Consider the following 25422-nt stretch of genomic DNA (forward strand, 5'->3'; position numbering starts at 1 on the left):
CGCGGTGCCCCCCGAGACCGCCGACTTCACCGCGTCAGCTCGTGTACGCCTTGGCCGCGGCCGCCTCCAGCTGCTGCTGGATCGCCGCCACGTCCTTCGGGTTCTTCAGGAAGTCCTGGAGCGCCTTCCACTCGCCCTTGCCCGGGGTACCGCCGAACGACTGCGGCATCTGGTCCGACATGTCGAAGCGGAAGTCGTCGCCCGCGGCGATCAGCGCCTTGGCGATGTCGCGCTGGACGTCGTTCGGGTACGCGGCGGGGTCCAGGGACTTGTTCGGCGAGACGAATCCGCCCGCCTCCGCCCAGATCTTCGCGGCGTCCGTGGACGCCAGGAAGGTCAGCAGTGCCTGCGCGCCCTTGGTGTCCTTGAGCGCCACGGCCGCGTCACCACCGGTCACCACGGGGGCGTCGGGGCCCACCGCCGGGAACGGGAAGACCTTCGCGTCCGTACCGATCTTCGCCTCGGTCTGGCCGATGTTGACGCCGACGAAGTCACCCTCGAAGACCATCGCGCCCTTGGGCTGGTCGCCGCCGGTGAAGGTCTGCGTGACGGACGCGGGGAACTCCGTCTGGAGCGCGCCGTCCGTACCGCCCGCGATCAGTTCCGGCTTGCCGAAGAGCTGGCCGAGCGTGGTCAGCGCGTCCCTCACCGAGCCGTCGGTCCACTTGATCTCGTGCTTGGCGAGCTGGTCGTACTTCTCCGGGCCCGCCTGGGAGAGATAGATGTTCTCGAACCAGTCGGTGAGCGTCCAGCCGTCCGCGCCCGCGACCGAGACCGGGGTGACACCCGAGGCCGAGATCGTCTCGGCCGCCTTCAGGAGGTCCTGCCAGGTCTTGGGGGCCGCGGCGCCCGCGTTCTCGAACGCGGCGTTGTTGTACCAGACCAGCGACTTGTTGGCGGCCTTGAAGTACACGCCGTACTGCGTGCCGTCCACGGCGCCGAGGTCCTGCCAGCCCTTGCTGAAGTTCTTCGCGAGCTGGGCCTTGGCCTCGGCGCCGGCCGGCTTGGCCCACTTCTTCTCCACGGCCTGCTGGATGGCGCCGACCTGCGGCAGCATCGCGACGTCCGGCGGGCTGCCCCCAGCAATTTTCGTCCCGAGGAAGTTGACGATCGGGTCCTGGGCGGGGACGAACGTGACCGTCGCGCCGGTGCGCTTCTCGAACTCGCTGAGGACCTTGGTGAAGTTCTCCTGTTCGGGGCCGGTCCAGACGGCCGCGATCTGGATCGTCTCGCCGTCCAGCTTGGGCAGTTGGACCGTGGCCGCCGGCGCCTTGCTCGCGCTGTCGCCCGAGCCCTTGTCGTCGCTCGAATCGCCACCACAGCCGCTGAGGGCCACGGCGCCGACGGCGACGATCGCCACCGCGGCCCGGCGCGTGCCGAGCCCGCTCCTGCCGTGCCCGCTCCTGTCGGTCCCAAGAGCCTTGTTCGCTCTGCGAGTTGTGCGCATCACTGCCCCGTCTCTCCCGTGTGCGTACGGATCTACGCAAGTGGGACCGGCGTCGCGGCCGTGACGTGGCAGCGCTGCACTCGTCCCGTGCGCACAGTCCTACGCCGCGTGACCGGGTGCCGCAATAGCCTTCCCGGCCCCGGACCGTTGATCGTGATGGGCTCGTGACGTGCCACGACGGACGTATGCCCTGTCCGGGGATCTTCAGGGGTGAGCCGGGGTCAGTGGTGCGACAGGTACGGCATTGACGGATCGGGCGGCCCGTTCGAGAGCGCTCGCGAGCAGAGCCAGATCCGTCGGACCGTTGCCCAGCTCCCTGACCGGCCGGCGGGCCGGCGGATCGCCCATCCGCTCCCACTCCAGGGGTACGACCGTGGGCCGCAGCGTCGCCGTACGCGGGATACGGCCGGTGACCCGCCCGCCCTGGAACGGCGTGACGCGGCCGTCCGGATGGCCGAGCCGGCCGCGGCCGGGCGCCGGATCGTCCGGGGAGGGCGCGACGGGCGGCGCGTCCAGCACGACCCGCAGCCGCGCGCCCTGGGCCAGCTCCGTCTCGACCGTACGGTCGGGACGGGCCGAGGTGGCCACCAGATGGACGCCGAGCCGCTCGCCGTCCCTGGCCACGGCCTCCAGGGCCCGTACGACCGAACCGGCCGCGGGCCGGCCGGGACTGCCGAGCGCGGGCGCGACCAGGGCGTCGAAGTCGTCGACCAGCACGACGAGCCGGGGGAGGGGCGCGGGGTCCTGGGGCTGCTGCCGCGTCTGCGGCTGTTCCGTACGGGCCGAGGTGGTCCTGAGCCGGAGCGTGCCGCTCGCGTGCGTGTCCGGCTCGCCGTGGTGCGGGTCGGTCCGGTACTGGTCGGGGCGGTGCGGGTCCGTGCCGTGCTGATCCGTCGCGCGCGGATCGCCGCCGCGGAGTTCGGGTCCGCGCTCGGGGCGCGACTCGCCGCGCCTGCCCGTCCGTTGCTCGGCGGCGCCCGGCGAGCGCTGGCCGACTATCCGCTCCGCCACCTCGTGCCTGCTGTGCCACTCCGTGAAGTCCAGCCGCCCCAGCAGCTCGGCCCGCCGCTTCAGCTCGGCTCCCAGCGCCTGGGCGAACTGCCGCATCCTGACCGGGTCGGAGGCGATCAAATGCTCGGTCACATGCGGCAGTTCCGTACAGACGGACAGCCCCTCGCCGCGCTCGCCCGCGGCGCCGTCGACCAGCAGCAGCCCCAGCCGGTCGGGCCGGCCGGCGGCGGCCAGCGAGGCGGCTACGGAGCGCAGCAGCTCCGTACGGCCGCTCCCGGCCGGCCCCTCGATCAGCAGATGCGGTCCCTCCTCGGTCAGGTCGACGCTCACCGGGCCGCGCGGCCCGGCGCCGAGGACCGCCGTGCAGTCGCCGGTGCGGTCGGCGGCGGACGCCCAACGGGCCATCAGGGACGCCGGGGTGGCCCGCGCCAGCCCCAGCTCGTCGAGGAGCCGGGCGGAGCGCGGGAGCGCCGCCGCGGGCCGTCCTCGGCCGCTGCCCGCCGACGCGCGCAGCGGCGCCAGCGCCCGTCCGAAACGATCCGCCCAGGCCGCCGAGACCGCGTCCACGACGGCGACCGTGCCATGCCCGGCGGGCTGTCCCACCGCCGTACGCAGCAGTCGCAGCGCGGTCGCCACATCACCGCTCAGCAGGGCGACGGCCCCGCACTCGCGGAAGGGGAGCGAGGCCGCGCACGCCGTCTCATAGGTCGCGGCGATCGGGGAGAGGGACGAGGCGGCGTCCGTCTCGGCGAGACAGATGACATGGACACCGGCCGCCGCGCCGGCGCCGGCCAGCTGCGCCGTCGACTCGCGCAGCGCGGCGGTCCCGGGGTCGCCGTCGACGATCACGACCGTGTACGGGCCGTCGTGGCGGGCGGCGGCCTCCGTGATGGTCCACGGGTCGGCCGAGGCCCAGCCGGGACCCATGGGGCCGTCGTCGAGCCGGCGGGTCAGCTCGGCGGTCCTGGCCGTCGCCTGGTCGCGGTCGTAGGCGAGCAGCAGCCGGCAGTCCTGGCCGTGGGCCGGCCGTACATGCGGCAGCCAGCCGAGCCAGCCCCAGTCCCGCCTGCGCTCGTCCAGGCTTCTCGCACGGTCCGTGCTGATCAGCACGATCTCCAGATCGGCGGGTGAGTGCAGCGCGGCCAGCTGGGCCACGACCGCCCTGGCCAGCCCCGCCAGGCGCTCCCTGGGGCCCGCCAGACCGAGCGACCCGGCCTCGCGCAGACCGACGGTGACCGGTACGGAGGGCAGCGGCCCGCCGCCGTCCGAGGCGGCCCGGTCGGCCGTGCCGAGCCGTACGGCGAGCGCCTCGGGATGGCGGCTGTCCCGCTCCCACAGCCGGGGGCCGGGGCCGAGCGCCGTCAGCAGGATCGCGGCCGGATCGGGCCAGGTCTCCGCGCGCGGGGCGCGTCCGGCCGTACCGGCGGCGGGCAGCGGGCCGGGGCCGGACTCCGGCAGCTCCTCGCCCCGGCTTCCGGTGAGCCGCCGGGCCCAGGCGCCTATGCCGCCACGCCGCCTGGCCGCGGCGTCGGGTGCTTCGGTCCCGCGCGTGGGCGTGGCCTGCCGCCGCGAACCGGAGGTCCTGCTGTGCGACTGCGGGCCGTCGTCGGCGCCGCGCGCGCCCGGGGTCCCGGCGCCCGCGCCCGTCCCGTACGCCGGGTCCGGCGCCGCCGCCCTGCTGTGCGTGCCGTCCGGCGAGCCCGCCGTCGGGCGGCTGCCGTAGTGCGTATCGGCGCTGCGGGGGTCGGGCACACGCGGGGCGCCCGGGGGGTTGCCGTACTGCGGGCCCAGGACGCGGCTCGAAGCGCCGGAGGGGACGGAGCCGCCGTACGCGCGGGACGTGTGACTCTCGTCACGGCTCCGGGTCTCCTCCCCGGGGGCCTCGCCCGGTCCGGCCCCCGGGGCATGGGCGCCGGGAGCGGCCGGGCCGTGGGCGGGGGCGGGCTCGCGCCGCGCGCCGCTGTACCGCGGACCCGGCGAGGCGCCCGCCGGGCCGTATGCGGAACCGTCCGTGGCGTAGCCGCCGGTGCCGTACGCGCCCGTCTCCGGGCCGGGGCCGGCGGCCGCTGCCGTCGCGCCGCCGTCGCCGCGGATCGGGGCGTGGTCCTCCGATGAGCCGTACGCGGCACCGCCCTGGCCGCTCTCCGCGCCGTACGGGAGCGGGCCCCGGCCGTCCGTGCCCGGCCGGACGATCCGCAGATGGCCCTCGCCGTCCGGCGCCGTCGGCAGCGTGGCCGTACGGCCCCCAACCGTGAGCCGGAGGGCCGACTCACCGAGCCGCAGCAGCGCGCCGGGCGCCAGCGGGACCGGACGGTTGCCCACCGCGACGCCCTCCAGCGTCGTCCCGTTCGTGGAACAGAGGTCCGCGACCGAGACCCGGCCGTCCTCGCCGACCGTCACCGCGCAGTGCAGCCGCGAGACGTCAGGGTCGTCCAGCGGCACATCGGCCTCTGTGGACCGGCCGATCCTGATCTGTCCGCCGTGCAGCAGATGCACCCCGCCCGCGTCCGGGCCCGCCACGACATGGAGCTGGGCCGGGACGTCGTCGGCGGGCGCCTCGTCCTCGCCGGGGACCTGGAGCGAGAGCACCGCGCCGTCGATCAGCGGCGGCTCGCCGAGGGTGCGGCGCTGGGCGTCGAGCCGCTCGCGGCCCGCGTACAGGACGACGGCGCCGGAGGAGGCGTCGGGGCCCGAGACGGCCGTGGCGAGCCCGGAGGCGACGGCGGCCAGCGCCGTTCCTGCCGGGGCGGTGACGAGCACGTCGCACGCGCGCGCGGTGGCATGGCCGCTGCGCGGCGCGAGGACGGTCAGCCGGATCTGCATCGCCGTCAGCGGTCCCTTCTGCGCGGGGTGCCCGACAGGGGAATACGCGCTGATCTCCCCCCACCGCGCACGGACGCGTCGTCCGGTACAGGTCGGCACGGGGCGGTGTGAAATCCCCACTCCACACGTCTCGTGCTGGGGGCATCCTCGCACCTGCCACTGACAACACGCCCGGGGACCGGCGACAAGTGATCTTGAATAGTCGGCTGTTGGCGCAAAAGTGCCTGCTTGAGAACGGCTTCGAGACGGCTTGGGACCGGCTGTGATGTCGTCCGGCCCACTCTCCGGCAACCATCCGTACGATGCGAGCGTCTTTCTTTCGAACGCGACCGGACCTGCGCGAGGTCGGGTCGGGACCGTATCCGTGCGGGATCGGAGCGGACCGTACGAGGACAGACGGTTGACTTGCGGGGCCCGTCTAGAGTGGGTCGGAGACCCGGCGGGGCCGGGACCACGAAGTGACCACGACCAGCAGGGAGCGCATGACGTGCGGCCGGTAGGCAGCAAGTACCTGCTTGAGGAGCCGCTGGGACGCGGCGCCACGGGCACCGTCTGGCGAGCCCGTCAGCGAGAGACCGCGGGAGCCGAGGCGGCCGTGGCCGGCCAGCCCGGCGAGACCGTCGCGATCAAGGTCCTCAAGGAGGAGCTGGCGAACGACGCGGATGTCGTGATGCGCTTCCTGCGCGAACGCTCCGTACTGCTCCGCCTCACCCACCCCAATATCGTGCGCACCCGCGACCTGGTCGTCGAGGGCGATCTCCTGGCGCTCGTCATGGATCTGGTCGAGGGCCCCGATCTGCACCGCTATCTGCGCGAGAACGGGCCGTTCAGCCCCGTCGCGGCGGCCCTGCTGACCGCCCAGATCGCGGACGCGCTCGCCGCCAGCCACGCCGACGGCGTCGTGCACCGCGACCTCAAGCCCGCCAACGTCCTGCTCAAGAACGACGGCGAGCGGCTGCACCCGATGCTCACCGACTTCGGTATCGCGCGCCTCGCGGACTCACCGGGACTGACCCGCACGCACGAGTTCGTCGGCACCCCCGCCTATGTCGCGCCGGAGTCCGCCGAGGGCCGCCCGCAGACCTCCGCCGTCGACATCTACGGCGCGGGCATTCTGCTGTACGAGCTGGTCACGGGGCGCCCGCCGTTCGCCGGCGCGACCGCGCTCGAAGTGCTCCACCGCCACCTCAGCGAGGAGCCCCGCCGTCCCACCACCGTGCCCGAGCCGCTGTGGACGGTCATAGAGCGCTGCCTGCGCAAGGACCCGGACCAGCGGCCGAGCGCCGAGAACCTGGCCCGCGGACTGCGCACCGTCGCCGCCGGTGTCGGCGTGCACTCCACGCCCGCCCAGGTCGACGCCGCGCTGGGCGTCGGCGCGCTCCTCGCGCCGGACCCGGCGCCCGCGCCGGTGCCCGACACACCGGGCGCGGCCGACCCCACGCAGGTCCTGCCGAGCAACGCCGGTTCGTACGACCCGAGCGCGGCGACCAGCGTCCTGCCGTCCACCGGTCCGGGCGGGGGTCCCGGTCATGGCGCCGCCGACCCCACCTCGGTCATGCCGCCCGTACCGGCGGATCCCGAGGGCCCGCACCCCTGGCAGGGCCAGCTCCAGGCCGCTCGCGACCGCAACGAGCAGACGCAGGTCCAGTACCTCGACCCGAGCCAGGACCCGCTGCGCCGCCGCCCGCATCGGCAGGCCCAGCAGCCGCCCGCGCAGCAGCGGCCCCCGCAGCCGCCCCAGCACCAGCAGCGGTACGCGCCGCCCCCGCCGGGACCGCGGCAGCAACAGCAGTACGCCCCCGGACCGCAGCAGCAGCCGTACGCCCCGGCACCGCGACAGCAGTACGCGCCTCCGCAGCCGCCGCCCCAGCAGCCGGCCCCCCGCCAGCAGCGCGAGCCGCGTCAGCGCAGCGCCAGCCCGATGCGGATCCCGGGCCTCGGCTGCCTCAAGGGCTGTCTGTTCACGCTGGTCCTGCTCTTCGTCGCGGGCTGGCTCATCTGGGAGTTGACGCCGCTTCAGGACTGGGTGGCCCAGGGCAAGAGCTACTGGACCGCGATCGGTGACGCGATCTCGACGGTGACGGACTGGATCTCGCAGCTGGGCGGCACGAACTCGGGACAGTGACGGGGGACGAGCGGCCGGGAGTGAGGGACGAATCCCCCCGGATCGCACTATTTCCCCCTGCCTATGTGGGTGACGGTGCCGACCGGGGCACCGAACACCCCGATACCCGCGTACTTTGAGGGGCAACGCCAGCCGCTGAGGGAGCAGTCTTGGCACGGAATATTGGCAGCCGGTACACCGCCCACCAGATTCTGGGACGGGGCAGCGCCGGCACGGTGTGGCTCGGCGAAGGGCCCGAGGGCCCCGTCGCCATCAAACTGTTGCGCGAGGACCTCGCGTCGGACCAGGAGCTGGTCGGACGCTTCGTCCAGGAGCGCACCGCTCTGCTGGGACTCGACCACCCCCGGGTGGTCGCCGTCCGCGATCTCGTCGTGGACGGCAATGACCTGGCGCTCGTCATGGAGCTGGTCCGCGGAACGGATCTCCGTACCCGCCTCGACCGCGAGCGCCGCCTCGCCCCCGAGGCCGCGGTCGCGATCATCGCCGACGTCGCCGACGGGCTCGCCGCGGCGCACGCCGCCGGCGTCGTCCACCGCGACGTCAAGCCCGAGAACATCCTGCTCGACATGGAGGGCCCGCTCGGCCCCGGCGGCGCGCACCCCGCGCTGCTCACCGACTTCGGTGTGGCCAAGCTCATCGACACCCCCCGGCGCACCAAGGCGTCCAGGATCATCGGTACCCCCGACTATCTGGCGCCCGAGATCGTGGAGGGCCTGCCGCCGCGCGCGGCCGTCGACATCTACGCGCTGGCCACCGTCCTGTACGAGCTGCTCGCGGGCTTCACCCCGTTCGGCGGCGGCCACCCCGGGGCCGTGCTGCGCAGGCACGTCACCGAGACCGTCGTACCGCTGCCCGGTATCCCCGAGGAGCTGTGGCAGCTGCTCGTCCAGTGCCTGGCGAAGGCCCCGGCCTCCCGGCTGCGCGCCTCGGAACTGGCGGCGCGGCTGCGGGAGCAGCTGCCGACGCTCGCGGGCATACCGCCGCTGGACGTCGACGAGCCCGACACGGAGCCCACGGAGCGGCCGTACGAGGAACCGGGGCCGGAGGCGTCGGCGCCCGAGGAGCCGCGCCGCCGGGGGGCGGTCCCGCTTGTCCCCGGCGCGGTGCCCGACTCCAACCGGGACACGCATACGAGCATGCGGGTGCCGGGGCCGGACGAACTGGCGGGCGGCGCGCGCGGGACGGCGCGGGCGCCGCGGTCCCCGGGGCAGCGGCGGCCGGGATCGGCGCGGCACAAGGCGGAGGCGGTGCGGAAGCGCCGGATCACGCTGGGGGCGGTGGCGGTGCTGGTGGTCGCGGTGGTGGGGGTGGGGGGCTGGCTGGTCATGGGCGGGGACAGCGCGTCGGCGCCGCGGGACTCGGGGCAGACGACGGCTCCGGCGGTGACGCCTCCCGGCTAGGGGTGGTGACGGGGTGCGGTGCGCCGTCCGCCGGGGGTGCGGTGCGCCTTCGGCGGGGGGTGCGGGTGCGTGGTCGTGTGCCGGGGGCCGGGGCCTCCGGAGGTCCGTGTCCGGACTGCGCTGCGATCGATATGCGACTCCGTCGCGTGGTCACCGCGCTCCGCGCGAGCTGCGACGCTTTACGTCCTGACACGCACCTCCTGCGACCCCGACCCCCTCCCCCCGGCGGTCGGCTCCCACTCACCGCCCGCCTGAGGATGGGGGTGAGTGCCGTCCGGTGGTCGCCCCAGCCTGACGCTCGGGGTGCTGGCTGGGGTGGGGTGCCGATCGGTTCCGGGTGCGGTCTTTCCGGCGGCGAGTGAGCCGAAGGGCGCGCCGCTGTCGAAAGGGAGGCTGTGCTCGATATGCGGCTCCGCCGCGCGGGCGGAGGTTCCCGAGGTACGAGGGAATCGAGCACGGTCGACCGTCGACAGGGGCATAAAGCGCCCGGAGGCGAACCGAGCCCCAAAAAAAGGGGGTCGCGCGGCGGTGCGGAGACGTTGGCGCTCACGTCTGTCGTTAACACCCTGGCCGGCCCCCGCCCCGGAGGCGAACCGAGCCCCCAAAAAAAGCGCGTTACGCTGGTGCCGTGGCAGTCGTCGATGTATCCGAAGAGCTGAAGTCCCTCTCCTCGACCATGGGGTCGATCGAGGCCGTCCTGGACCTCGACAAACTGAGGGCAGACATCGCCGTGCTTGAGGAGCAGGCCGCGGCCCCGTCCCTCTGGGACGATCCCGAGGCGGCGCAGAAGATCACCAGCAAGCTTTCGCACCTGCAGGCCGAGGTCCGCAAGACCGAGGCGCTGCGTGGGCGCATCGACGACCTGGAAGTGCTCTTCGAGCTGGCCGATGCCGAGGACGACGCGGACACCCGCGCCGAGGCCGAGTCCGAGCTGTTGTCGGTCAGGAAGGCGCTGGACGAGATGGAGGTCCGTACCCTTCTCTCCGGCGAGTACGACGAGCGCGAGGCGCTGGTCAATATCCGTGCCGAGGCCGGTGGCGTGGACGCCGCCGACTTCGCCGAGCAGCTTCAGCGCATGTATCTGCGATGGGCCGAGCGGCACGGCTATCCGACCGAGGTGTACGAGACCTCGTACGCGGAGGAGGCCGGCATCAAGTCGACCATCTTCGTCGTCAAGACGCCCTACGCCTACGGCACGCTCTCCGTGGAGCAGGGCACCCACCGTCTTGTCCGGATCTCGCCGTTCGACAACCAGGGCCGCCGGCAGACCTCGTTCGCGGGCGTCGAGGTGCTCCCCGTCGTCGAGTCCAGCGACCATGTGGAGATCGACGAGTCCGAGCTGCGCGTGGATGTCTACCGTGCCTCGGGGCCCGGCGGACAGGGCGTCAACACCACTGACTCCGCGGTGCGTATCACGCATATCCCGACCGGCATCGTGGTCTCCTGCCAGAACGAGCGCTCCCAGATCCAGAACAAGGCGAGCGCCATGAACGTCCTCCAGGCGAAGCTGCTCGAACGCCGCCGTCAGGAGGAGCAGGCCAGGATGGACGCGCTCAAGGGCGACGGCGGCAACTCCTGGGGCAATCAGATGCGTTCGTACGTTCTGCACCCCTACCAGATGGTCAAGGACCTGCGGACGGAGTTCGAGGTCGGCAATCCGCAGGGTGTGCTCGACGGTGAGATCGACGGATTCCTGGAAGCCGGAATTCGCTGGCGCAAGCAGCAGGACAAGTAAATTCGCGCTTTGTCGACAAGGGAACTGCCGTTCGTAGGACGGCAGTTCCCTTTTACGTCACAGTTGCATCCCCGCACGCCGGACAACTGACGCGATATCGGTCATCGCGCACGCAACGACCTTGACGCGTATATGAAAACCGGCGACGCTGGCGCGTGGCATGCGTAATTCGGGGCGCGTGAGACCGGGGGCGGAGTACGCGAACCCCCAGCGGCCGCTGCCCCGGACGCTGCACCACTGACGAATGAGCTACTGGGGGTAGCAGGCAGATGACCAAAAAGACGCGGATCCGCGTGGCACGTGTGGCGGCCGGCGCGGTGATCGCCGCAGGTGCCTCACTGACCATCGCGGGGGGCGCTCAGGCCGTCGGTATCGGCGTGTCCACTCCGATCGCCGATGTCGGCCTGGGTATCGGTAACGACGACACCACGGGTGGCACCACGGACGGTGGCACCACGGACGGTGGCACCACCGACGGCGGCGCGACGGTCGGCACGACCGTGGGCGGCACTTCGGAGGGTGGCACTTCTGAGGGTGGTACCTCCGAGGGTGGCACGTCTGAGGGCGGGACCTCCGAGGGTGGCACGTCGGAGGGTGGTACCTCTGAGGGTGGCACTTCGGAGGGTGGCACGTCTGAGGGTGGCACTTCGGAGGGTGGCACGTCTGAGGGCGGGACCTCTGAGGGTGGCACGTCTGAGGGTGGCACTTCGGAGGGTGGCACGTCTGAGGGCGGGACCTCTGAGGGTGGCACGTCTGAGGGCGGGACCTCTGAGGGTGGCACGTCTGAGGGTGGCACGTCTGAGGGCGGGACCTCTGAGGGTGGCACGTCGGAGGGTGGCACTTCGGAAGGTGGCACGACCGACGGCGGCACCACGGACGGTGGCACCACCACCGGCGGTGGCACGGACGGCGGGTCCACCGGTGGCTCGACCACGGGTGGCGACAACACCGACACCGACAGTGTCGGCTCGCAGCCGGTCGAGCAGGGTGCGGCCAAGGAGGAGCTGGCGGAGACCGGCGCCGCCGAGACCACGTTCCTGCTGATCGGTGCCGCGACCATGATCGCCGGCGGTATCGGCTTCCGGATGCTGCCGCGTCTGGTCGGCGGTGGCCGTACGGCCGTCTGACCGGTGTAGTACGAACCACACCGTAGTCACATGAACGTGAGGGGCTCGGGCCGCCTGTCAGGCGCCCGAGCCCCTCATCGTGATCCAGGTCCTACGCGACGGAGGTCACGCGGGCTGATACGCGGCCATCAGCGCCACCGCCGCGATGAGCACCACCAGCAGTGTGAGCAGCGCCACCGGGCTCAGACCGCCCAGGGGGCCCCGCTGCTGGAGCCGCTCCCTGTTGGCGCGGCACACGCGGCAGCGGCCCTCGCTGACGGGCCCCGCGCAGTTGGCGCACACCAGTCTGTCGTAGGTCATGCGCATTCCTCCTCACCGCGCGGCGGAGCCGCAGCCAGTGTCTCTCCGCTCAACGCTCCGGGAAACACGACCGTTCCCCTCTCCACTCTGCCAGTTCTCGGCCGTTTCGGCGCGGTCGGGAGGATTCCTGGTGGACCTCACCGCTGGCGGCCCGGCGCCATCCGTGATAAATCGCCCCAAGCCCGCCCCGGGGCACTGTCCTAACAACGGACGCGGACTGCGCGCGGCGGCGCGGTTCGCGTAAGGTCTCGCTCACCTACTCCCGGCCGACCGTGGTGCACCCGTGATCCGATTCGACAACGTCTCCAAGACCTACCCGAAACAGAACAGCCCCGCCCTGCGCGATGTCTCCCTTGAGATCGAGAAGGGGGAGTTCGTCTTCCTCGTCGGCTCGTCCGGTTCCGGAAAGTCGACCTTCCTGAGACTGCTTCTGCGCGAGGAGCGCGCCAGCCACGGCATGGTGCATGTCCTCGGCAAGGACCTCGCGCGCCTGTCCAACTGGAAGGTGCCGCAGATGCGCCGCCAGCTGGGCACCGTCTTCCAGGACTTCCGGCTGCTGCCGAACAAGACCGTGGCGCAGAACGTCGCGTTCGCGCAGGAGGTCATCGGGAAGTCCCGCGGCGAGACCCGCAAGTCCGTACCGCAGGTCCTCGATCTCGTCGGCCTCGGCGGCAAGGAGGACCGGATGCCCGGTGAGCTCTCCGGTGGTGAGCAGCAGCGCGTCGCGATCGCGCGGGCCTTCGTCAACCGTCCCATGCTGCTCATCGCGGACGAACCGACCGGCAACCTCGACCCGCAGACCTCCGTCGGCATCATGAAGCTGCTGGACCGCATCAACCGCACCGGTACCACCGTCGTGATGGCGACCCACGACCAGAACATCGTCGACCAGATGCGCAAGCGCGTGATCGAGCTGGAGAAGGGCCGTCTCGTGCGCGACCAGGCACGCGGCGTCTACGGCTACCAGCACTGAGTGTTGAGCACACCGAGCACAGAGCACCGAGCATTGAGTACCGAAAGCTGAAAGGACGCCATGCGCGCCCAGTTCGTCCTGTCGGAGATCGGCGTCGGTCTTCGCCGAAATCTCACGATGACCTTCGCGGTCATCGTCTCCGTAGCCCTCTCGCTCGCCCTGTTCGGCGGCGCGCTGCTCATGCGCGAGCAGGTCAGCGTGATGAAGGACTACTGGTACGACAAGGTCAATGTCTCCATCTTCCTCTGCAACAAGAACGACGCGGCGACCGCGCCCCAGTGCGCCAAGGGTGCGGTCACCAGCCAGCAGAGGCAGCAGATCGAGGCCGATCTGAAGAAGATGGACCTCGTCGAGACGGTCCACCACGAGACGGCCGACGAGGCGTACAAGCACTACAAGGAGCGGTACGGCGACACCCCGCTCGCCGCGACGATCACCCCGGACCAGATGCCGGAGTCCTTCCGCGTGAAGCTCAAGGACCCGGAGAAGTACAAGGTGGTGGCGACGGCCTTCGCGGGCCGGGACGGGGTCGAGTCCGTCCAGGACCAGCGGAACATCCTGCAGAACCTCTTCGACCTGATGAACGGCATGAATATCGCGGCGCTCTGTGTGATGGCGCTGATGCTGGTCATCGCGCTGATGCTGATCGTGAACACCGTTCGCGTATCGGCGTTCAGCCGGCGCCGGGAGACCGGGATCATGCGACTCGTCGGCGCCTCCAGTTTCTATATCCAGATGCCGTTCATCATGGAGGCCGCGTTCGCCGGACTGATCGGCGGTGTGGTCGCCTGCGCCATGCTGCTGGCGGGCCGCTACTTCCTGATCGACAACGGTCTCGCGCTCGCCCAGAAGATGGAACTCGTCAACTTCATCGGCTGGGACGCGGTGCTGGCCAAGCTTCCGCTGGTGCTAGCGATCGGTCTGCTGATGCCCGCCGTGGCGGCTTTCGTCGCGCTGCGCAAGTACCTCCGGGTGTGACAAGAGCCCCTGACGTGGAGGCGACAAGCACCGTTCTGCCGTTCGGCGTTGTCCTAGACTCAACCTCATGTCGGGTTCCGAGTTGCACCAGTTGCACCGAACGTCCCGCGGTGTACGCCGCGGGGCGGCCCTGACATTGCTCTTCGCGGGTGTGCTCGGCACCGCCGCGGCGACGGGCGTCCTGCCGTACGGCGAGGAGGAGACGCCCCGCGTCCACACCCGTCCCGTGGCATCGACGGCCGACCGGGACGAGGTCGCCAGGGCCGCCGCCGATGCCATGGCCAACGGCAAGTCCGGTACGGAAGCGGCCGAGGAGGTCGTCAGCCGCAGCGGCGACCGCTGGGGCTCGGTGTACGACAAGAGCGAGTACGAGGAGTTCCAGCAGGCCCTGGACGGCTCGTACACCGGCGTCGGGCTGTGGGCGAGACGTACCGCCGACGGTCTGGTCGAGGTCACCCGGGTCCACCCCGGCGGCCCCGCGCAGCAGGCCGGTATCGGGCCCGGCGACATCATCAGGGACATCGACGGCCGCGGCATCAGGAAGCTGCCCGTCACGGACGTCATGGCGCTGCTGCGCGGTGAGGGGAAGAGCGACGGCGTATCCGTCGTCGGCACCACCGTCGTGCTCGGATTGGAGCGGGAGGGCCACCGCTGGACGGAGAGCCTGCGCCGCGCCCGGCTCACCACCGAATCCGTCACGGTCGACACGATCGAGGGCGGCGTGCTGCGGATCGAGGTCGACGCGTTCACCAAGGGGACCGGCCAGCGGGTACGGGACGCGGTCCGGGCCGCGCCGAAGGGCACCGGCGTCCTGCTCGACCTGCGGGGCAACGCGGGCGGACTGGTCGCCGAGGCCGTCACCGCCGCCTCCGCCTTCCTCGACGGCGGTCTGGTCGCCACGTATGACATAAGGGGCGAGCAGCGCGCCCTGTACGCGGATCCCGGCGGCGACACCGACCGTCCGCTGGTAGTGCTGGTGGACGGCGGCACGATGAGCGCGGCCGAGCTGCTCACCGGCGCCCTCCAGGACCGCGGCCGGTCCGTCACCGTCGGCTCGCGCACTTTCGGCAAGGGCTCGGTCCAGATGCCGAGCACGCTTCCCGACGGCTCCGTCGCCGAGCTGACCGTCGGCACGTACCGCACCCCGGCCGGCCATGGGGTGGACGGCCGGGGCGTCACCCCGGACCTCCCGGTGAGCGAGGGCGCCCAGGAGCGGGCGACGTCCGTACTGGGCGGGCTCGGCAGCGCGGAGTAAAGAAGTTGCGCCGGGGTGAGAAAATGGCGGGACTATGGCTAAGGAAACTGGGCGCAAACTGATCGCGCAGAACAAGAAGGCGCGGCACGACTACCTCATTATCGACACATATGAGTGCGGTCTCGTGCTGACGGGTACCGAGGTGAAGTCCCTGCGCCAGGGGCGGGCCTCCCTGGTGGACGGATTTGTCCAGATCGACGGACACGAGGCGTGGCTGCACAACGTCCATGTGCCCGAGTACACACAGGGGACCTGGACCAACCACTCCGCCCGGCGCAAGAGGAAGCTGCTGATGCACCGGGTCGAGATCGACAAGCTGGAGTCGAAGTCGCAGGAGACGGGTCACACGATCGTGCCTCTCGCGCTGTACTTCAAGGACGGCCGGGCGAAGGTCGAGATCGCGCTGGCGAAGGGCAAGAAGGAGTACGACAAGCGGCAGACGCTGCGCGAGAAGCAGGACCGGCGCGAGACCGACCGGGCGATCTCGGCGGCGAAGCGGCGTCAGCGGGCCTGACCGCGCTCGACCGGGCCTGACCGGGCCCGTCGGGTTCCCGATCGGCGCCGCTTCGGCCGGCCGCGGTGGAATGGGCTGGCACCGTCGTGCGTTGGTCACGTACGATGGGTTCCGCACCTCACAGAGGGTGCGCGCCCGAAACTGGGCACGCTCGAAAATGAGCACGTTTGAAAAAACAACATGGGGATGATCGGTTTCGACAGCGGATGTCGAAGCAGGTGAAGCGAGCCGAGGAAGCGGCAATGATCTCGTTAACCATATGTCGCAAACAATAATCGCCACTTCTAAGCGCGATTCCTCCGCCTTCGCCCTCGCTGCCTAATTAGCAGCTAGCGAAGCTCTACGGAGTGTCAGCCCGGGGCTGTTCCCGACCCGGATCCTGGCATCAACTAGGGAACTAAACCTCTGAGCCCGGTCACGGGGAGCAGAGGGAAACCAAACAGTGACTGAGCCCGTCGGAGACTTGTCCGTGTGATCTCCGGGGCTGAGAAAAGCGAAACGGACTGCGCTCGGAGAAGCCCTGGTTCCGCACCGTTGGACGCGGGTTCGATTCCCGCCATCTCCACAATTCCCATGTGCACAATCGAATATCGTCTCCATGAATACCGCAGGCGAAGGCCCCACTGCTCAGGCAGCGGGGCCTTTGTCGCGTCCGAAGCGGCGCGCGCCCGTGACCGCGCAGAGCAGCGCGAGGAGCGCCGCGCAGAGCGGGAGGGCGTAACCGCGGGCCGGGTCGGTGTGTTCCACGGTCCAGCCGCCGGCGGCCGCACCGGCGGCTATGCCGGCCAACAGCGCCGTGACGGCCAGCGTCATCCCCTCGTTGAGCCGGCTCGCCGGTGTGAGGCGCTGGACGAGCGTCATACCCGTCACCATGGTCGGGGCCGTCGCCGCGCCCGCGATCAGCAGCCCGCAGGCGAGCAGCGGGAGCGGCCCCGACGTCCCCGCGGTGGCCGCGAGCAGGGGCAGGGTCAGCAGCGCCGACATCGCGGCGACGCACAGCACCAGCCGCCGCCCGACCCGGCGGGCCGGGCGCAGCGCGCCGAGGAGCAGCCCCGCGGCGCACGACCCGGCGGCCTGGAGCGCGAGCACCGCCCCCGCCCACGCCTGGTGGCCGCGGTCGTCCGCGAAGGCCAGCGTGACGACCTCCGTGGCGCCGAACACGGCGCCCGTGGCGAGGAAGACGGCGAGCAGGGCGGCCAGCGCGGGCGAGTGGAGCGGGGCGCGTGCCGCGCCCGTACGACCGGTGGCGGGCGGCTCGGTGGAGCGCTGCGCCGCGAAGATCAGTACGCCGGTCAGCAGCAGGACCGCGCCGGTCAGCGTGCCCGCCTCGGGGAAGAGCGCGGTGCACAGGAAGGCGGCGAGGACCGGGCCCAGCATGAAGCAGAGTTCGTCGGCCGCCTGCTCGAAGGAGTTGGCGGTATGCAGGGCCGCGGCGTTCTCCGGGGTCGCCCCCCGGTACAGATGGGCCCAGCGGGCGCGGGACATCCCGCCGGTGTTGGGGGTGGTGGCGGTCGCGGCGTAGGCGGCGAAGAGCGTCCAGTCCGGCGCCCCGTACCGTACGCACAGGACCAGGGCGAGCGAGGCCGACGCGGCGATCGCGGTGGCGGGGACGGCGATACGGGCCTGTCCGTAGCGGTCGACGAGCCGGGCGGTCCGGGGCGCCACCAGGGCGGTGACCGCGAGGCCGGTGGCGGTGACGGCGCCGGCCAGCGCGTACGAGCCGCGCGATCCGGCGATCATGATCACGGCGCTGACGCTGAACATGCCCATCGGGAGGCGGGCGAGCAGATTCCCGGCGGTGAAGGCACGGGCGCCGGGGATCGCGAAGAGCCGGGCGTACGGGTTGCCGCGGCGCCGCGCCGTCCGGGGCCGACGCGGAGCCTTCGGCGGTACCGATGGCTCGGGCGCGCTCGGCGGCCCGGGGGCGAAACGGTCGTCGTACCGCCGTGCCAGGACCAGGCTGTCGCCCGTGACGGCCAGCAGAGGAGTGTCGGGTGCGGGGGAGTGCGGCATGCCCTCACCCTCGCCGCACGCTCCGCGCCCGGTCCAACACCTGCTCCGTGGCCATTAACGCGCGTGTGTTGTGGAACTGTGTGTTGTTGAATGCGGCATGCCCCGAGACATCGACCCCCGGCTGCTCCGCGGCTTTGTCGCCGCCGCCGACGAACTGCACTTCACCCGGGCCGCCGCCCGGCTGTATGTCGCCCAGCAGGCGCTGAGCCGCGACATCCGGCGGCTGGAGCGGGAGTTGGGCGCCGAGCTGTTCGTACGGACCACCCGCCAGGTGACGCTGACCGCCGAGGGCGAGCGGCTGCTGCCGTACGCCCGGTCCGTGCTGGCGGCCCAGGACGCGCTGCTGGCCGCACGCGCCGCCGGGGAACGGCCGCTGCTCGTGGATCTCAACACCGAGGGCATGGTCTCCGGGCGCGTGCTCGCGCGGGCGCGCGAACTCGCCCCGCACCATGAGCTGATGGCCCGCTTCGAGAGCGGCCTGACCCGAGCCGCCACCGAGATCCTGGCCGGCCGGCTCGACGCCTCCTTCGGATACGTCGGCGGACTCGCGCCCGCCCTCCGCTCCGGCCTCTCCCACCAGCTCGTACGGTACGAGCGGCTGGCCGTACTGCTGCCGTACGACCACCCGCTGGCCGACCGCGCGGAGGTGCCGCTCGACGCGCTCGCGGGCGAGAGCGTGTACGCGGGGGCGGGCAATCCGGGGACCCTGGAGTGGACGGATCTGGCGCGGCGGCTCTTCGCGGGACGCTCCATCGCACTCGCCCCGCCCGCGCCGATGGCGGTGGGGGCCGAGGAGTTCCGGCGGGTGATGGCGAAGCACCGTACGCCCGTACTGGCCGTGGTGGACTTCCCGGAGATGCCGGGGGCGATGCTGCGTCCGCTCGTCGGACCCGTCCCTCTGTCGCCCCTGTCGCTGGTGTGGCGCAAGGGGCTGAAACATCCGGGAGTTGACGCGCTGCGCTCCGCCGCCGATGCCCTTGCCGCCCGGGAGGGGTGGCTGGAACGCATCCCCGGGAGCTGGCTCCCCGCCACCGTCACCGCTTCGGCGCCCGACAACCCCTGAAGCGACATCTCGCGGCGGGACAGGCCCCAGGCGCATTGCCCTGTCCGGTGATTCGTCGCGCGGGGTCGAACGGGACAGCCCTTACTCCTCGATGGCCCCGCCGATCCGCCGCAGATGCCGCCGGAAGGTGTAGCCGGGATCGGCCGCGCGCCGCGCCAGATAGTCGTCGAAGGCCGTCTGACGGCGCAGCGTCTCACCCGCCATGATCTTGTGGGCCTGCTCGCGCTCGGTCTCCCGGATGCGGTGCGCGGTCGCCAGCACCTCTTCGGCGTGCTCCGCGGCGACGAACAGCACGCCGTCCTCGTCACCGAAGACCACGTCGTCCGCGCTCACCTGATGCGCCCCGAACCGGGCGGTGTCCAGCGCCTCGGGCTCCCGCTCGTCCAGCCGTACCGGGCCGGGCGGGTAGCTGCCGTAGCTGAACACCGGAAGGCCGATCTCGGCCAGCTCGGGGGCGTCCCGGTGCAGCCCCCACACCGCCAGACCGCTCACCCCCGCCGCACGGGCCTCCAGCACCGCCAGATCACCGACGCACGCCTCGTCCGTCCGGCCGCCGTTGTCGATGACCAGCACATCGCCCGGCTCGGCCCGGCCGAGCACCTCCAGGAACACATCCACGCTCCCGTAGTGCCGCACCGGCAACACGCGCCCCGCGATGCGATGACCGCCCACGACGGCGCCGATCCCGGCCGGCGCGACGCGCAGCGGCACGTCGTGACGGACGCAGGCGTCGGCCACCAGCGGCGTGGACAGATCGGCGAAGGCCTTCAGCACGGCGTTCTCCCTGGCTCGGCTCCATGACCGTCGGCGGCGCACGGATGCGCCGGACGGCGAGGCGATCCTAACGGCGGGAGCTGTCCCGGGGGCGGCCGAGGGATCAGCGGGCGACCGGGGGCGCGGAGCTCTCCCGGACGATCAACTCCGGAGCCAGCAGGACGTGTTCCGAGGTGCCCTGAGGGTCTCCGATCCTGGTCAGGAGCAGGCGGGTGCAGGCGCGGCCGACTTCTTCCAGGGGCTGACGGAGGCTGCTCAGGCTGGGGGAGAGCAGGGCGGCGGCGGAGGAGTCGTCGAAACCGACGACCGCGACGTCGCGGCCCGGGAGACGGCCGCTGTCGCGCAGGGCGCGGTAGCAGCCGAGGGCGAGGGTGTCGCTGGCCGCGACGACCGCCGTGGTGCCCGCGGGGAAGAGATGGGCGACCGCGTCGCGTGCGGCGTCGACGTCGTCCATCGCGCTGACCCGCAGATCACGGATGGACAGACCGTGCCGGCGCATCGCCTCGCGCCAGCCCTGGGCCCGGTCGTCGCCGACGCCGGAGCCGCGCGGCCAGCCGAGGAAGGCGATTTTTCGGTGGCCCATCGCGACGAGGTGATCGACGGCCGCCGCCGTGCCATGGGCGCCGTCGACGTCCACCCAGTCGCCGATCGAACGGGCCGACCAGGGGCGGCCGAACGCCACGAAGGGGATGTCGCGCTTGCGCAGCCAGCCGGGGCGCGGATCGCCGCGGTAGGTGTTGCTCAGGACGAACGCGTCGACCGACTGCTCACGCAACAGCTCGGCGTAGCAGTCGGGTTCGTCCTCCGCGTCCGGGGGCGCGGCGAACAGCAGGACGCGGTATCCGGCGTGGTAGGCGGAGTCCGAGAAGGCGCGCAGGAAGTGTTCCATCACCGGCCCCGACACCCCGTCGGGCGTCGCCTGCACGCCGTAACCGATCAGCCGGCTGGAGCGGGTACGCAGCGAACGCGCGGCCTGGTGCGGCCGGTAGTCCAGCTCCGCTATCGCCCGCTGGACCCGCTCCAGGGTCCGCGGGGCCAGCAGATCGGGGGAGTTGAGCGCGTTGGACACCGTCTGGGGCGACACCCCCGCCCGCTGGGCGACCAGTGCCAGAGTGGCCGGCTTGTCCTTGCGCCCGCCGGACGCGGTCGTACGTGCCATCGGTCGCCTCCGTCTCCGGTCCGGGTGCCGTCCACTCGACAAGCGGTGGTACCGCGCCAGTTCGGGGTGGCATGAGGGAACAGCCGGTGTTCGATCTTGTCGCGTACAGAATCCCATACGGACGCGCGGGCCACGTCGTCCCGCGCAACAGGCAACGCCGATCGGCACGTTCGCCGCACGGGGTCCGCGCTCCGCGGTGATGAGGGTTCGCGGACTCCTGCCTCACCCGGGCGGTATACCTTCGCGGGCCCCGGCCGGCCCGTACCGGCGGCGGCGAACCCGCGTGCGGCCACGCGGAGAGAGGAGTCCCGATGGCGAAGCGGTAGGTATGTGATGGTATGTCCGCAGCCGTGCGTAACGTCGACGAAATACCCGTGGACCGAGCCTGTCACGCGTATTTGACAGGCTCGGCCGTTCCATCCGTACGGCGCTCCACGGCACCCCGTCGGCGCCACGCGTGGTGAGCGGGCGCGAGCGAGCGAGAGAGGAGAGACATGGACACCCACCAGCACGGCCCCCTCGCGGGCTTCACGATCGGGGTCACCGCCGCCCGGCGCGCCGATGAACTGGGCGCGCTGCTCCGGCGCCGCGGCGGAGCCGTCGTCCACGCCCCCGCCCTGCGGATCGTGCGGCTCGCCGATGACACGGAACTGCTCTCCGCCACCAAGGAAATGATCGACCAGGTGCCCGATGTGGTCGTGGCGACCACGGCCATCGGCTTCCGCGGCTGGATCGGGGCCGCCGACGGATGGGGCCACGGCGAGGAACTCCTCTCCTGTCTGCGCGGCGTCGAGTTGCTCGCCCGCGGGCCCAAGGTCAAGGGCGCCATCCGCGCCGCCGGGCTCACCGAGGCGTGGTCGCCCGGCTCCGAGTCGATGGCCGAGGTCCTCGAACGGCTGCTGGGGGAGGGGGTCGAGGGCCGCCGGATCGCGCTCCAGCTGCATGGGGAGCCGCTGCCCGGGTTCGTGGAGGCGCTACGGGCCGGCGGCGCCGATGTCGTCGTCGTACCCGTCTACCGCTGGATGCCCCCGGAGGATCTCGCTCCGGTCGACCGGCTCATCGACGCGACCGTCGCACGCGCCGTGGACGCCGTCACGTTCACCAGCGCGCCCGCCGCCGCCTCCCTGCTGTCGCGCGCCGGAGAGCGCGGACGGCTGCCGGAGCTGCTGGCGGCCCTGCACCACGACGTCCTGGCCGCCTGCGTCGGGCCCGTCACCGCCCTGCCGCTCCAGGCGCGGGGCATCGACACCGTCCAGCCGGACCGCTTCCGGCTCGGGCCGCTCGTCCAGGTGCTCTGTACGGAGCTGCCGGGGCGCGCCCGTACGCTGCCGGTCGCGGGCCACCGCGTCGAGATCCGTGGGCACGCGGTCGTGGTCGACGACGATCTGCGGCCGGTGCCGCCCGCCGGAATGGCCCTGCTGCACGCGCTGACCCGCAGGCCCGGCTGGGTGGTGTCACGGGCCGACCTGCTGCGCGCGCTCCCCGGCTCGGGCCGTGACGAACACGCCGTCGAGACCGCGATGGCCCGGCTGCGGGCCGCGCTGGGCGCCCCCAAGCTGATCCACACCGTGGTCAAGCGCGGCTACCGGCTCGCGCTGGACCCGTCGGCCGACTCCAAGTACGCGGAGGTGTGAGCGACGGGAGCCGTTCCGCCGACGGGAAACCGTTCCGCCAACGGTACGCGGCCGCCCCGTGGGTACGGTACGAAGATGGCCCACGACTCCTCGATCCGCCTCAGGCCCGCCACCCCGGACGACGCCGAACTCGTCACCGAGGCCCTCGTCCGCAACAGGGACCACATGCGCCCCTGGGAGCCGGACCGCCCTGCCGATTTCTACACAGCGAGGGCCCAGGCCAACCGGCTCGCCGATCCCGCCGTCCGGCGCTGGCATCTCGTCGACGGCGCTCGTGTCGTCGGCGAGGCGACCCTCTCCAGCATCGCCCTCGGACCGTTTCGGAGTGCGAATCTCGGCTACTGGACCGACGCCGCGTACACCGGCCGCGGCCTGGCGACCCGCGCGGTCGAGGAGGTCTGCCGCGCCGCCCGCGACGAGCTGGGCCTGCACCGCGTCGAGGCGGGCACGGTCCTCGGCAACGCCGCCTCGCAGCGTGTACTGCGCAAGTGCGGCTTCGAGCTGATCGGTACGGCGTCGCGCTATCTCCACATCGACGGCGAGTGGCGCGATCACCACCTCTTCCAACGCGTCCTGCACAACGGCCCGCCGAACGCGGCAGGTTAGAGCGCCTCCGGGCGCCTTCGGCGAAACGGCCGACTCCACCACCGGTAGCAGGGGTTCCGGCCGCGTCCCGGGGCAGGCACTCTGAGAAGGACGGCACCCACGGTGAACCCGAGGCGGTGACAGGCACATGACGGCGGGCACGGCGGCGGACATGGGCTCGTACGAGTGGCGATTCGACTCCGGGCGTATCTGCCTGGATCTGGTGGCCACCGGAGAACGGACCTCCAGAGGCCGGGAGCGGCTCGACGGCGCCGCACCGCTCGGCCGGTGGCTGATCGGCGCGGGGCTGGTGCCCGAAGGGACGCCGCTCGCGGGGGTCGACGCCCGCTGGGTCCGGTCCTTCGCCGAACTGCGCGACAGAGTGGGGCAGTTGATCCACGCCGAGATCGACGGACGGGAAGCCGCCGGCGCGCTGGAGCGGGTGAACACGCTGGCCGCGGGGGCGCCGCCGGGCATCAGGGCGGTACGGGACGAGGGCGGCGATCTCGTACGGGCGCTGAGCGCCGAGCCCGAGTGCGACGCGCTGCTGGCCGCGGTGGCCAGGGACGCGGTGGAGCTGCTCACCGATCCCGCCGCGCGGGCCCGACTGCGGGAGTGCGAGGGCGACAGCTGTCGGCGCGTCTATCTGGACACCTCGCGCGGGCGGCGTCGCCGGTGGTGCTCCAGTGAGGTGTGCGGCAACCGCGAGCGGGTCGCCAGGCACCGCCGCAGGGCGGCCCTCGCGCGGCCCTGACGAGGCCCGGCCGAATCTTTCCGTAAGATTGTTGCGCGATTTTCGGACAACTACCGCACGGTATACATACGACTTCGAGACATGTTCTTCGCGTGTCCTCCATGGTTCCTCCATCAGTCCCGCATGGGTCCCGGACCGGCGCGAACCCGCCCATGCCGCCTCCCTTCGCCCTCCCTCCCCACGCAAAAGATCTTGAAAATTTTTACGTCGTCCGTTGAGTGCCTTCCCGCGGGCCTCCGTAGTGATGAGGGAGAAGCAGCCATGAAGGTCTCGACCGGGAGGTTTAGGTGCGCAAAGATGCGGCCGTGGCCGATGACCGCCCTCACCGGGCCCGACACCGGAGCGCGGCAGCGCGCGCCAGCACCTCTGTCCCCGACGAGGAGATGATGCGTGCCCTCTACCGGGAACACGCGGGACCGCTGCTCGCCTACGTCATGCGTCTCGTCGCGGGCGACCGCCAGCGGGCCGAGGACGTCGTACAGGAAACGCTCATCCGTGCATGGAAGAACGCCGGTCAGCTCAATCGGGCGACCGGCTCTGTCCGACCCTGGCTGGTGACGGTCGCCCGGCGCATCGTCATCGACGGTCACCGCAGTCGGCAGGCCCGGCCGCAGGAAGTCGACCCGTCGCCGCTGGAGGTCATGCCCGCGGAGGACGAGATCGACAAGGCGTTGTGGCTGATGACGCTCTCGGACGCGCTTGAGGATTTGACCCCTGCCCACCGGGAAGTACTCGTGGAGACGTACTTCAAGGGACGCACGGTCAACGAGGCGGCCGAGACGCTCGGCATACCCAGCGGGACCGTGCGTTCCCGTGTGTTCTACGCACTACGTTCGATGAAGCTCGCATTGGAGGAGAGGGGGGTCTCGGCATGACCACGCACGAGCAGTACGGACTGGGCGACGAAAGTACTGTGCATGAAGCCGTCGGAGCGTACGTTCTCGGAATTCTGGACGATGCCGAGGCCACGGCCTTCGAGACGCATCTGGCCGGCTGCCGGATCTGCGCCGTCCAGCTGGAGGAGTTCTCCGGGATGGAACCGATGCTGGCCATGCTGGCGGACGATCCCGACCCCTTCCTCGCGCCCACCCCGCTGACCCCGCCGCCCGTGCCCCTCGCACAGCTGCCGACCCCCGCCGTCTCCGTGCGGCCCAGCCCGCAGCTGCTCGGCCGGCTGGTCGACGAGGTCGCCGTCAAGCGCGCCCAGCGCAAGCGCCGGGGGCTGTATCTGGTCGCCGCCGCCGCGGTGCTGATCGTCGGCGGGCCCGTGGGCGTCGGGATCGCCACCTCGGGCGACGCCGGGACGGGCACGACGGTGACGGCGGAGCGCACCCCGGCCGAGGAGTTCGCCCGTATGCCGGGCAAGATCGGCGCGACGGACACCACCACCAAGGTCAGCGCCTCCATCGCCATGGAGCCCAAGGGCTGGGGCACCCGCACCGCCCTGGAGCTCAAGAATGTGAAGGGCCCGCTCAAGTGCAGTCTGGTCGCCGTCTCCAAGACCGGCGAGCAGGAGGTCGTGACCTCGTGGTCGGTCCCCACGTGGGGGTACGGCATCCCCGACAGCCCGGACGAGAACGGCAAGAAGCCGCTCTACGTCGAGGGGGGTACGGCCATGGCGAGCAAAGACATCGATCACTTCGAGGTCCGTACGTTCGACGGCGAACGACTGGTGGAAGTCGACGCCTGACATACCCGCCCCCTTCGCGTACGGTTGACGGCTGCCCAATGCACGTCATGAAGGGGGCCTCG

Annotated in this window: 20 protein-coding genes and 1 other RNA gene; 14 read left to right on the forward strand and 7 right to left on the reverse strand. The window is 71.8% G+C overall.

All coding sequences use genetic code 11. From position 1 onward, the window contains the following. Positions 1-34 precede the first annotated feature (34 nt). Positions 35-1447, reverse strand: coding sequence for an ABC transporter substrate-binding protein (locus ACIRQP_RS11925; RefSeq protein WP_403887901.1), 1413 nt, complete (start codon positions 1445-1447; stop codon positions 35-37). A gap of 204 nt (positions 1448-1651) precedes the next feature. Beyond that, the gene (locus tag ACIRQP_RS11930; protein ID WP_403887254.1) at positions 1652-5281 is read right to left on the reverse strand and encodes an FHA domain-containing protein; all 3630 of its coding nucleotides are present in this window, start codon (positions 5279-5281) and stop codon (positions 1652-1654) included. 487 nt (positions 5282-5768) lie between these two features. Here ACIRQP_RS11930 and ACIRQP_RS11935 point away from each other — a divergent pair, with 487 nt between their 5' ends. The 3 genes from ACIRQP_RS11935 to prfB all read left to right on the forward strand — a co-directional run bounded on the left by ACIRQP_RS11935 (position 5769) and on the right by prfB (position 10541). Further along, positions 5769-7406, forward strand: a complete 1638-nt coding sequence (locus ACIRQP_RS11935; RefSeq protein ID WP_403887257.1) for a serine/threonine-protein kinase — start codon at positions 5769-5771, stop codon at positions 7404-7406. A gap of 149 nt (positions 7407-7555) precedes the next feature. Next, positions 7556-8806 (forward strand): serine/threonine-protein kinase, encoded by a 1251-nt coding sequence (locus tag ACIRQP_RS11940; protein WP_403887260.1) that lies wholly within the window; start codon positions 7556-7558, stop codon positions 8804-8806. Between the two features lie 628 nt (positions 8807-9434). Then, positions 9435-10541, forward strand: coding sequence for a peptide chain release factor 2 (gene prfB / locus ACIRQP_RS11945; RefSeq protein WP_403887263.1), 1107 nt, complete (start codon positions 9435-9437; stop codon positions 10539-10541). Positions 10542-10876: 335 nt separating this feature from the next. On the opposite strand, the gene ACIRQP_RS11950 is transcribed toward prfB, so the two are convergent. Together ACIRQP_RS11950 and ACIRQP_RS11955 are read right to left on the reverse strand one after the other, a co-directional pair. Beyond that, positions 10877-11698, reverse strand: coding sequence for a pentapeptide repeat-containing protein (locus ACIRQP_RS11950; protein WP_403887266.1), 822 nt, complete (start codon positions 11696-11698; stop codon positions 10877-10879). A 75-nt stretch (positions 11699-11773) separates the two neighbouring features. Further along, on the reverse strand, positions 11774-11968 hold the full coding sequence (locus tag ACIRQP_RS11955; RefSeq protein ID WP_403887269.1) for a hypothetical protein: 195 nt from the start codon (positions 11966-11968) through the stop codon (positions 11774-11776). Between the two features lie 283 nt (positions 11969-12251). Here ACIRQP_RS11955 and ftsE point away from each other — a divergent pair, with 283 nt between their 5' ends. From ftsE to ssrA, 5 genes are all read left to right on the forward strand, one after another. Continuing rightward, positions 12252-12941: a cell division ATP-binding protein FtsE gene (ftsE, locus tag ACIRQP_RS11960; RefSeq protein WP_030355142.1), complete on the forward strand. Its 690-nt coding sequence runs from the start codon at positions 12252-12254 to the stop codon at positions 12939-12941. A 60-nt stretch (positions 12942-13001) separates the two neighbouring features. After that, a complete protein-coding gene (gene ftsX / locus ACIRQP_RS11965) occupies positions 13002-13919 on the forward strand; it encodes a permease-like cell division protein FtsX (RefSeq protein ID WP_403887272.1) in 918 nt (305 codons plus the stop codon). A gap of 67 nt (positions 13920-13986) precedes the next feature. Next, entirely contained in the window at positions 13987-15174 is a 1188-nt protein-coding gene (locus ACIRQP_RS11970; protein WP_403887275.1) for a S41 family peptidase, read from the forward strand. Between the two features lie 34 nt (positions 15175-15208). Further along, on the forward strand, positions 15209-15688 hold the full coding sequence (smpB, locus tag ACIRQP_RS11975) for an SsrA-binding protein SmpB (RefSeq protein WP_129769107.1): 480 nt from the start codon (positions 15209-15211) through the stop codon (positions 15686-15688). Positions 15689-15870: 182 nt separating this feature from the next. Then, positions 15871-16256, forward strand: a transfer-messenger RNA (tmRNA) gene (gene ssrA, locus ACIRQP_RS11980). A 59-nt stretch (positions 16257-16315) separates the two neighbouring features. On the opposite strand, the gene ACIRQP_RS11985 is transcribed toward ssrA, so the two are convergent. Further along, positions 16316-17701: an MFS transporter gene (locus ACIRQP_RS11985; RefSeq protein WP_403887278.1), complete on the reverse strand. Its 1386-nt coding sequence runs from the start codon at positions 17699-17701 to the stop codon at positions 16316-16318. Positions 17702-17798: 97 nt separating this feature from the next. Here ACIRQP_RS11985 and ACIRQP_RS11990 point away from each other — a divergent pair, with 97 nt between their 5' ends. Then, positions 17799-18764 (forward strand): LysR family transcriptional regulator, encoded by a 966-nt coding sequence (locus tag ACIRQP_RS11990; RefSeq protein ID WP_403887281.1) that lies wholly within the window; start codon positions 17799-17801, stop codon positions 18762-18764. 81 nt (positions 18765-18845) lie between these two features. Here the strand turns inward: ACIRQP_RS11990 and ACIRQP_RS11995 are convergent, their stop codons facing one another. Together ACIRQP_RS11995 and ACIRQP_RS12000 are read right to left on the reverse strand one after the other, a co-directional pair. Continuing rightward, the gene (locus ACIRQP_RS11995; protein WP_403887284.1) at positions 18846-19538 is read right to left on the reverse strand and encodes an RraA family protein; all 693 of its coding nucleotides are present in this window, start codon (positions 19536-19538) and stop codon (positions 18846-18848) included. 103 nt (positions 19539-19641) lie between these two features. Continuing rightward, the gene (locus ACIRQP_RS12000; RefSeq protein WP_403887287.1) at positions 19642-20697 is read right to left on the reverse strand and encodes a LacI family DNA-binding transcriptional regulator; all 1056 of its coding nucleotides are present in this window, start codon (positions 20695-20697) and stop codon (positions 19642-19644) included. A gap of 494 nt (positions 20698-21191) precedes the next feature. Here ACIRQP_RS12000 and ACIRQP_RS12005 point away from each other — a divergent pair, with 494 nt between their 5' ends. The 5 genes from ACIRQP_RS12005 (at position 21192) to ACIRQP_RS12025 (ending at position 25360) form a co-directional block, all read left to right on the forward strand. Next, positions 21192-22331 (forward strand): uroporphyrinogen-III synthase, encoded by a 1140-nt coding sequence (locus tag ACIRQP_RS12005; protein ID WP_403887290.1) that lies wholly within the window; start codon positions 21192-21194, stop codon positions 22329-22331. A 75-nt stretch (positions 22332-22406) separates the two neighbouring features. Then, positions 22407-22937 carry a GNAT family N-acetyltransferase gene (locus ACIRQP_RS12010; protein WP_403887293.1) on the forward strand — a complete coding sequence of 177 codons (531 nt, stop codon included), beginning with the start codon at positions 22407-22409 and terminating at the stop codon, positions 22935-22937. Positions 22938-23064: 127 nt separating this feature from the next. After that, positions 23065-23670, forward strand: coding sequence for a CGNR zinc finger domain-containing protein (locus ACIRQP_RS12015; RefSeq protein WP_403887296.1), 606 nt, complete (start codon positions 23065-23067; stop codon positions 23668-23670). Positions 23671-23957: 287 nt separating this feature from the next. Further along, entirely contained in the window at positions 23958-24545 is a 588-nt protein-coding gene (locus ACIRQP_RS12020) for a sigma-70 family RNA polymerase sigma factor (protein WP_403887300.1), read from the forward strand. Then, on the forward strand, positions 24542-25360 hold the full coding sequence (locus ACIRQP_RS12025; RefSeq protein WP_403887303.1) for an anti-sigma factor family protein: 819 nt from the start codon (positions 24542-24544) through the stop codon (positions 25358-25360). Before ACIRQP_RS12020 ends, ACIRQP_RS12025 begins: the two co-directional genes overlap by 4 nt. Positions 25361-25422: the final 62 nt, after the last annotated feature.

It is taken from the genome of Streptomyces sp. NPDC102274 (assembly GCF_044766385.1).
GTDB lineage: Bacteria > Actinomycetota > Actinomycetes > Streptomycetales > Streptomycetaceae > Streptomyces.

Excerpts from the sequence above, each read along its gene's own strand:
- ACIRQP_RS11925 (WP_403887901.1), bottom strand. The coding sequence starts at position 1,447 with ATGCGCACAACTCGCAGAGCGAACAAGGCTCTTGGGACCGACAGGAGC.
- ACIRQP_RS11930 (WP_403887254.1), bottom strand. The coding sequence starts at position 5,281 with ATGCAGATCCGGCTGACCGTCCTCGCGCCGCGCAGCGGCCATGCCACC.
- ACIRQP_RS11955 (WP_403887269.1), bottom strand. The coding sequence starts at position 11,968 with ATGACCTACGACAGACTGGTGTGCGCCAACTGCGCGGGGCCCGTCAGC.
- ftsX (WP_403887272.1), top strand. The coding sequence starts at position 13,002 with ATGCGCGCCCAGTTCGTCCTGTCGGAGATCGGCGTCGGTCTTCGCCGA.
- ACIRQP_RS11970 (WP_403887275.1), top strand. The coding sequence starts at position 13,987 with ATGTCGGGTTCCGAGTTGCACCAGTTGCACCGAACGTCCCGCGGTGTA.
- smpB (WP_129769107.1), top strand. The coding sequence starts at position 15,209 with ATGGCTAAGGAAACTGGGCGCAAACTGATCGCGCAGAACAAGAAGGCG.
- ACIRQP_RS11985 (WP_403887278.1), bottom strand. The coding sequence starts at position 17,701 with ATGCCGCACTCCCCCGCACCCGACACTCCTCTGCTGGCCGTCACGGGC.
- ACIRQP_RS11990 (WP_403887281.1), top strand. The coding sequence starts at position 17,799 with ATGCCCCGAGACATCGACCCCCGGCTGCTCCGCGGCTTTGTCGCCGCC.
- ACIRQP_RS12000 (WP_403887287.1), bottom strand. The coding sequence starts at position 20,697 with ATGGCACGTACGACCGCGTCCGGCGGGCGCAAGGACAAGCCGGCCACT.
- ACIRQP_RS12005 (WP_403887290.1), top strand. The coding sequence starts at position 21,192 with ATGGACACCCACCAGCACGGCCCCCTCGCGGGCTTCACGATCGGGGTC.
- ACIRQP_RS12010 (WP_403887293.1), top strand. The coding sequence starts at position 22,407 with ATGGCCCACGACTCCTCGATCCGCCTCAGGCCCGCCACCCCGGACGAC.
- ACIRQP_RS12015 (WP_403887296.1), top strand. The coding sequence starts at position 23,065 with ATGACGGCGGGCACGGCGGCGGACATGGGCTCGTACGAGTGGCGATTC.
- ACIRQP_RS12025 (WP_403887303.1), top strand. The coding sequence starts at position 24,542 with ATGACCACGCACGAGCAGTACGGACTGGGCGACGAAAGTACTGTGCAT.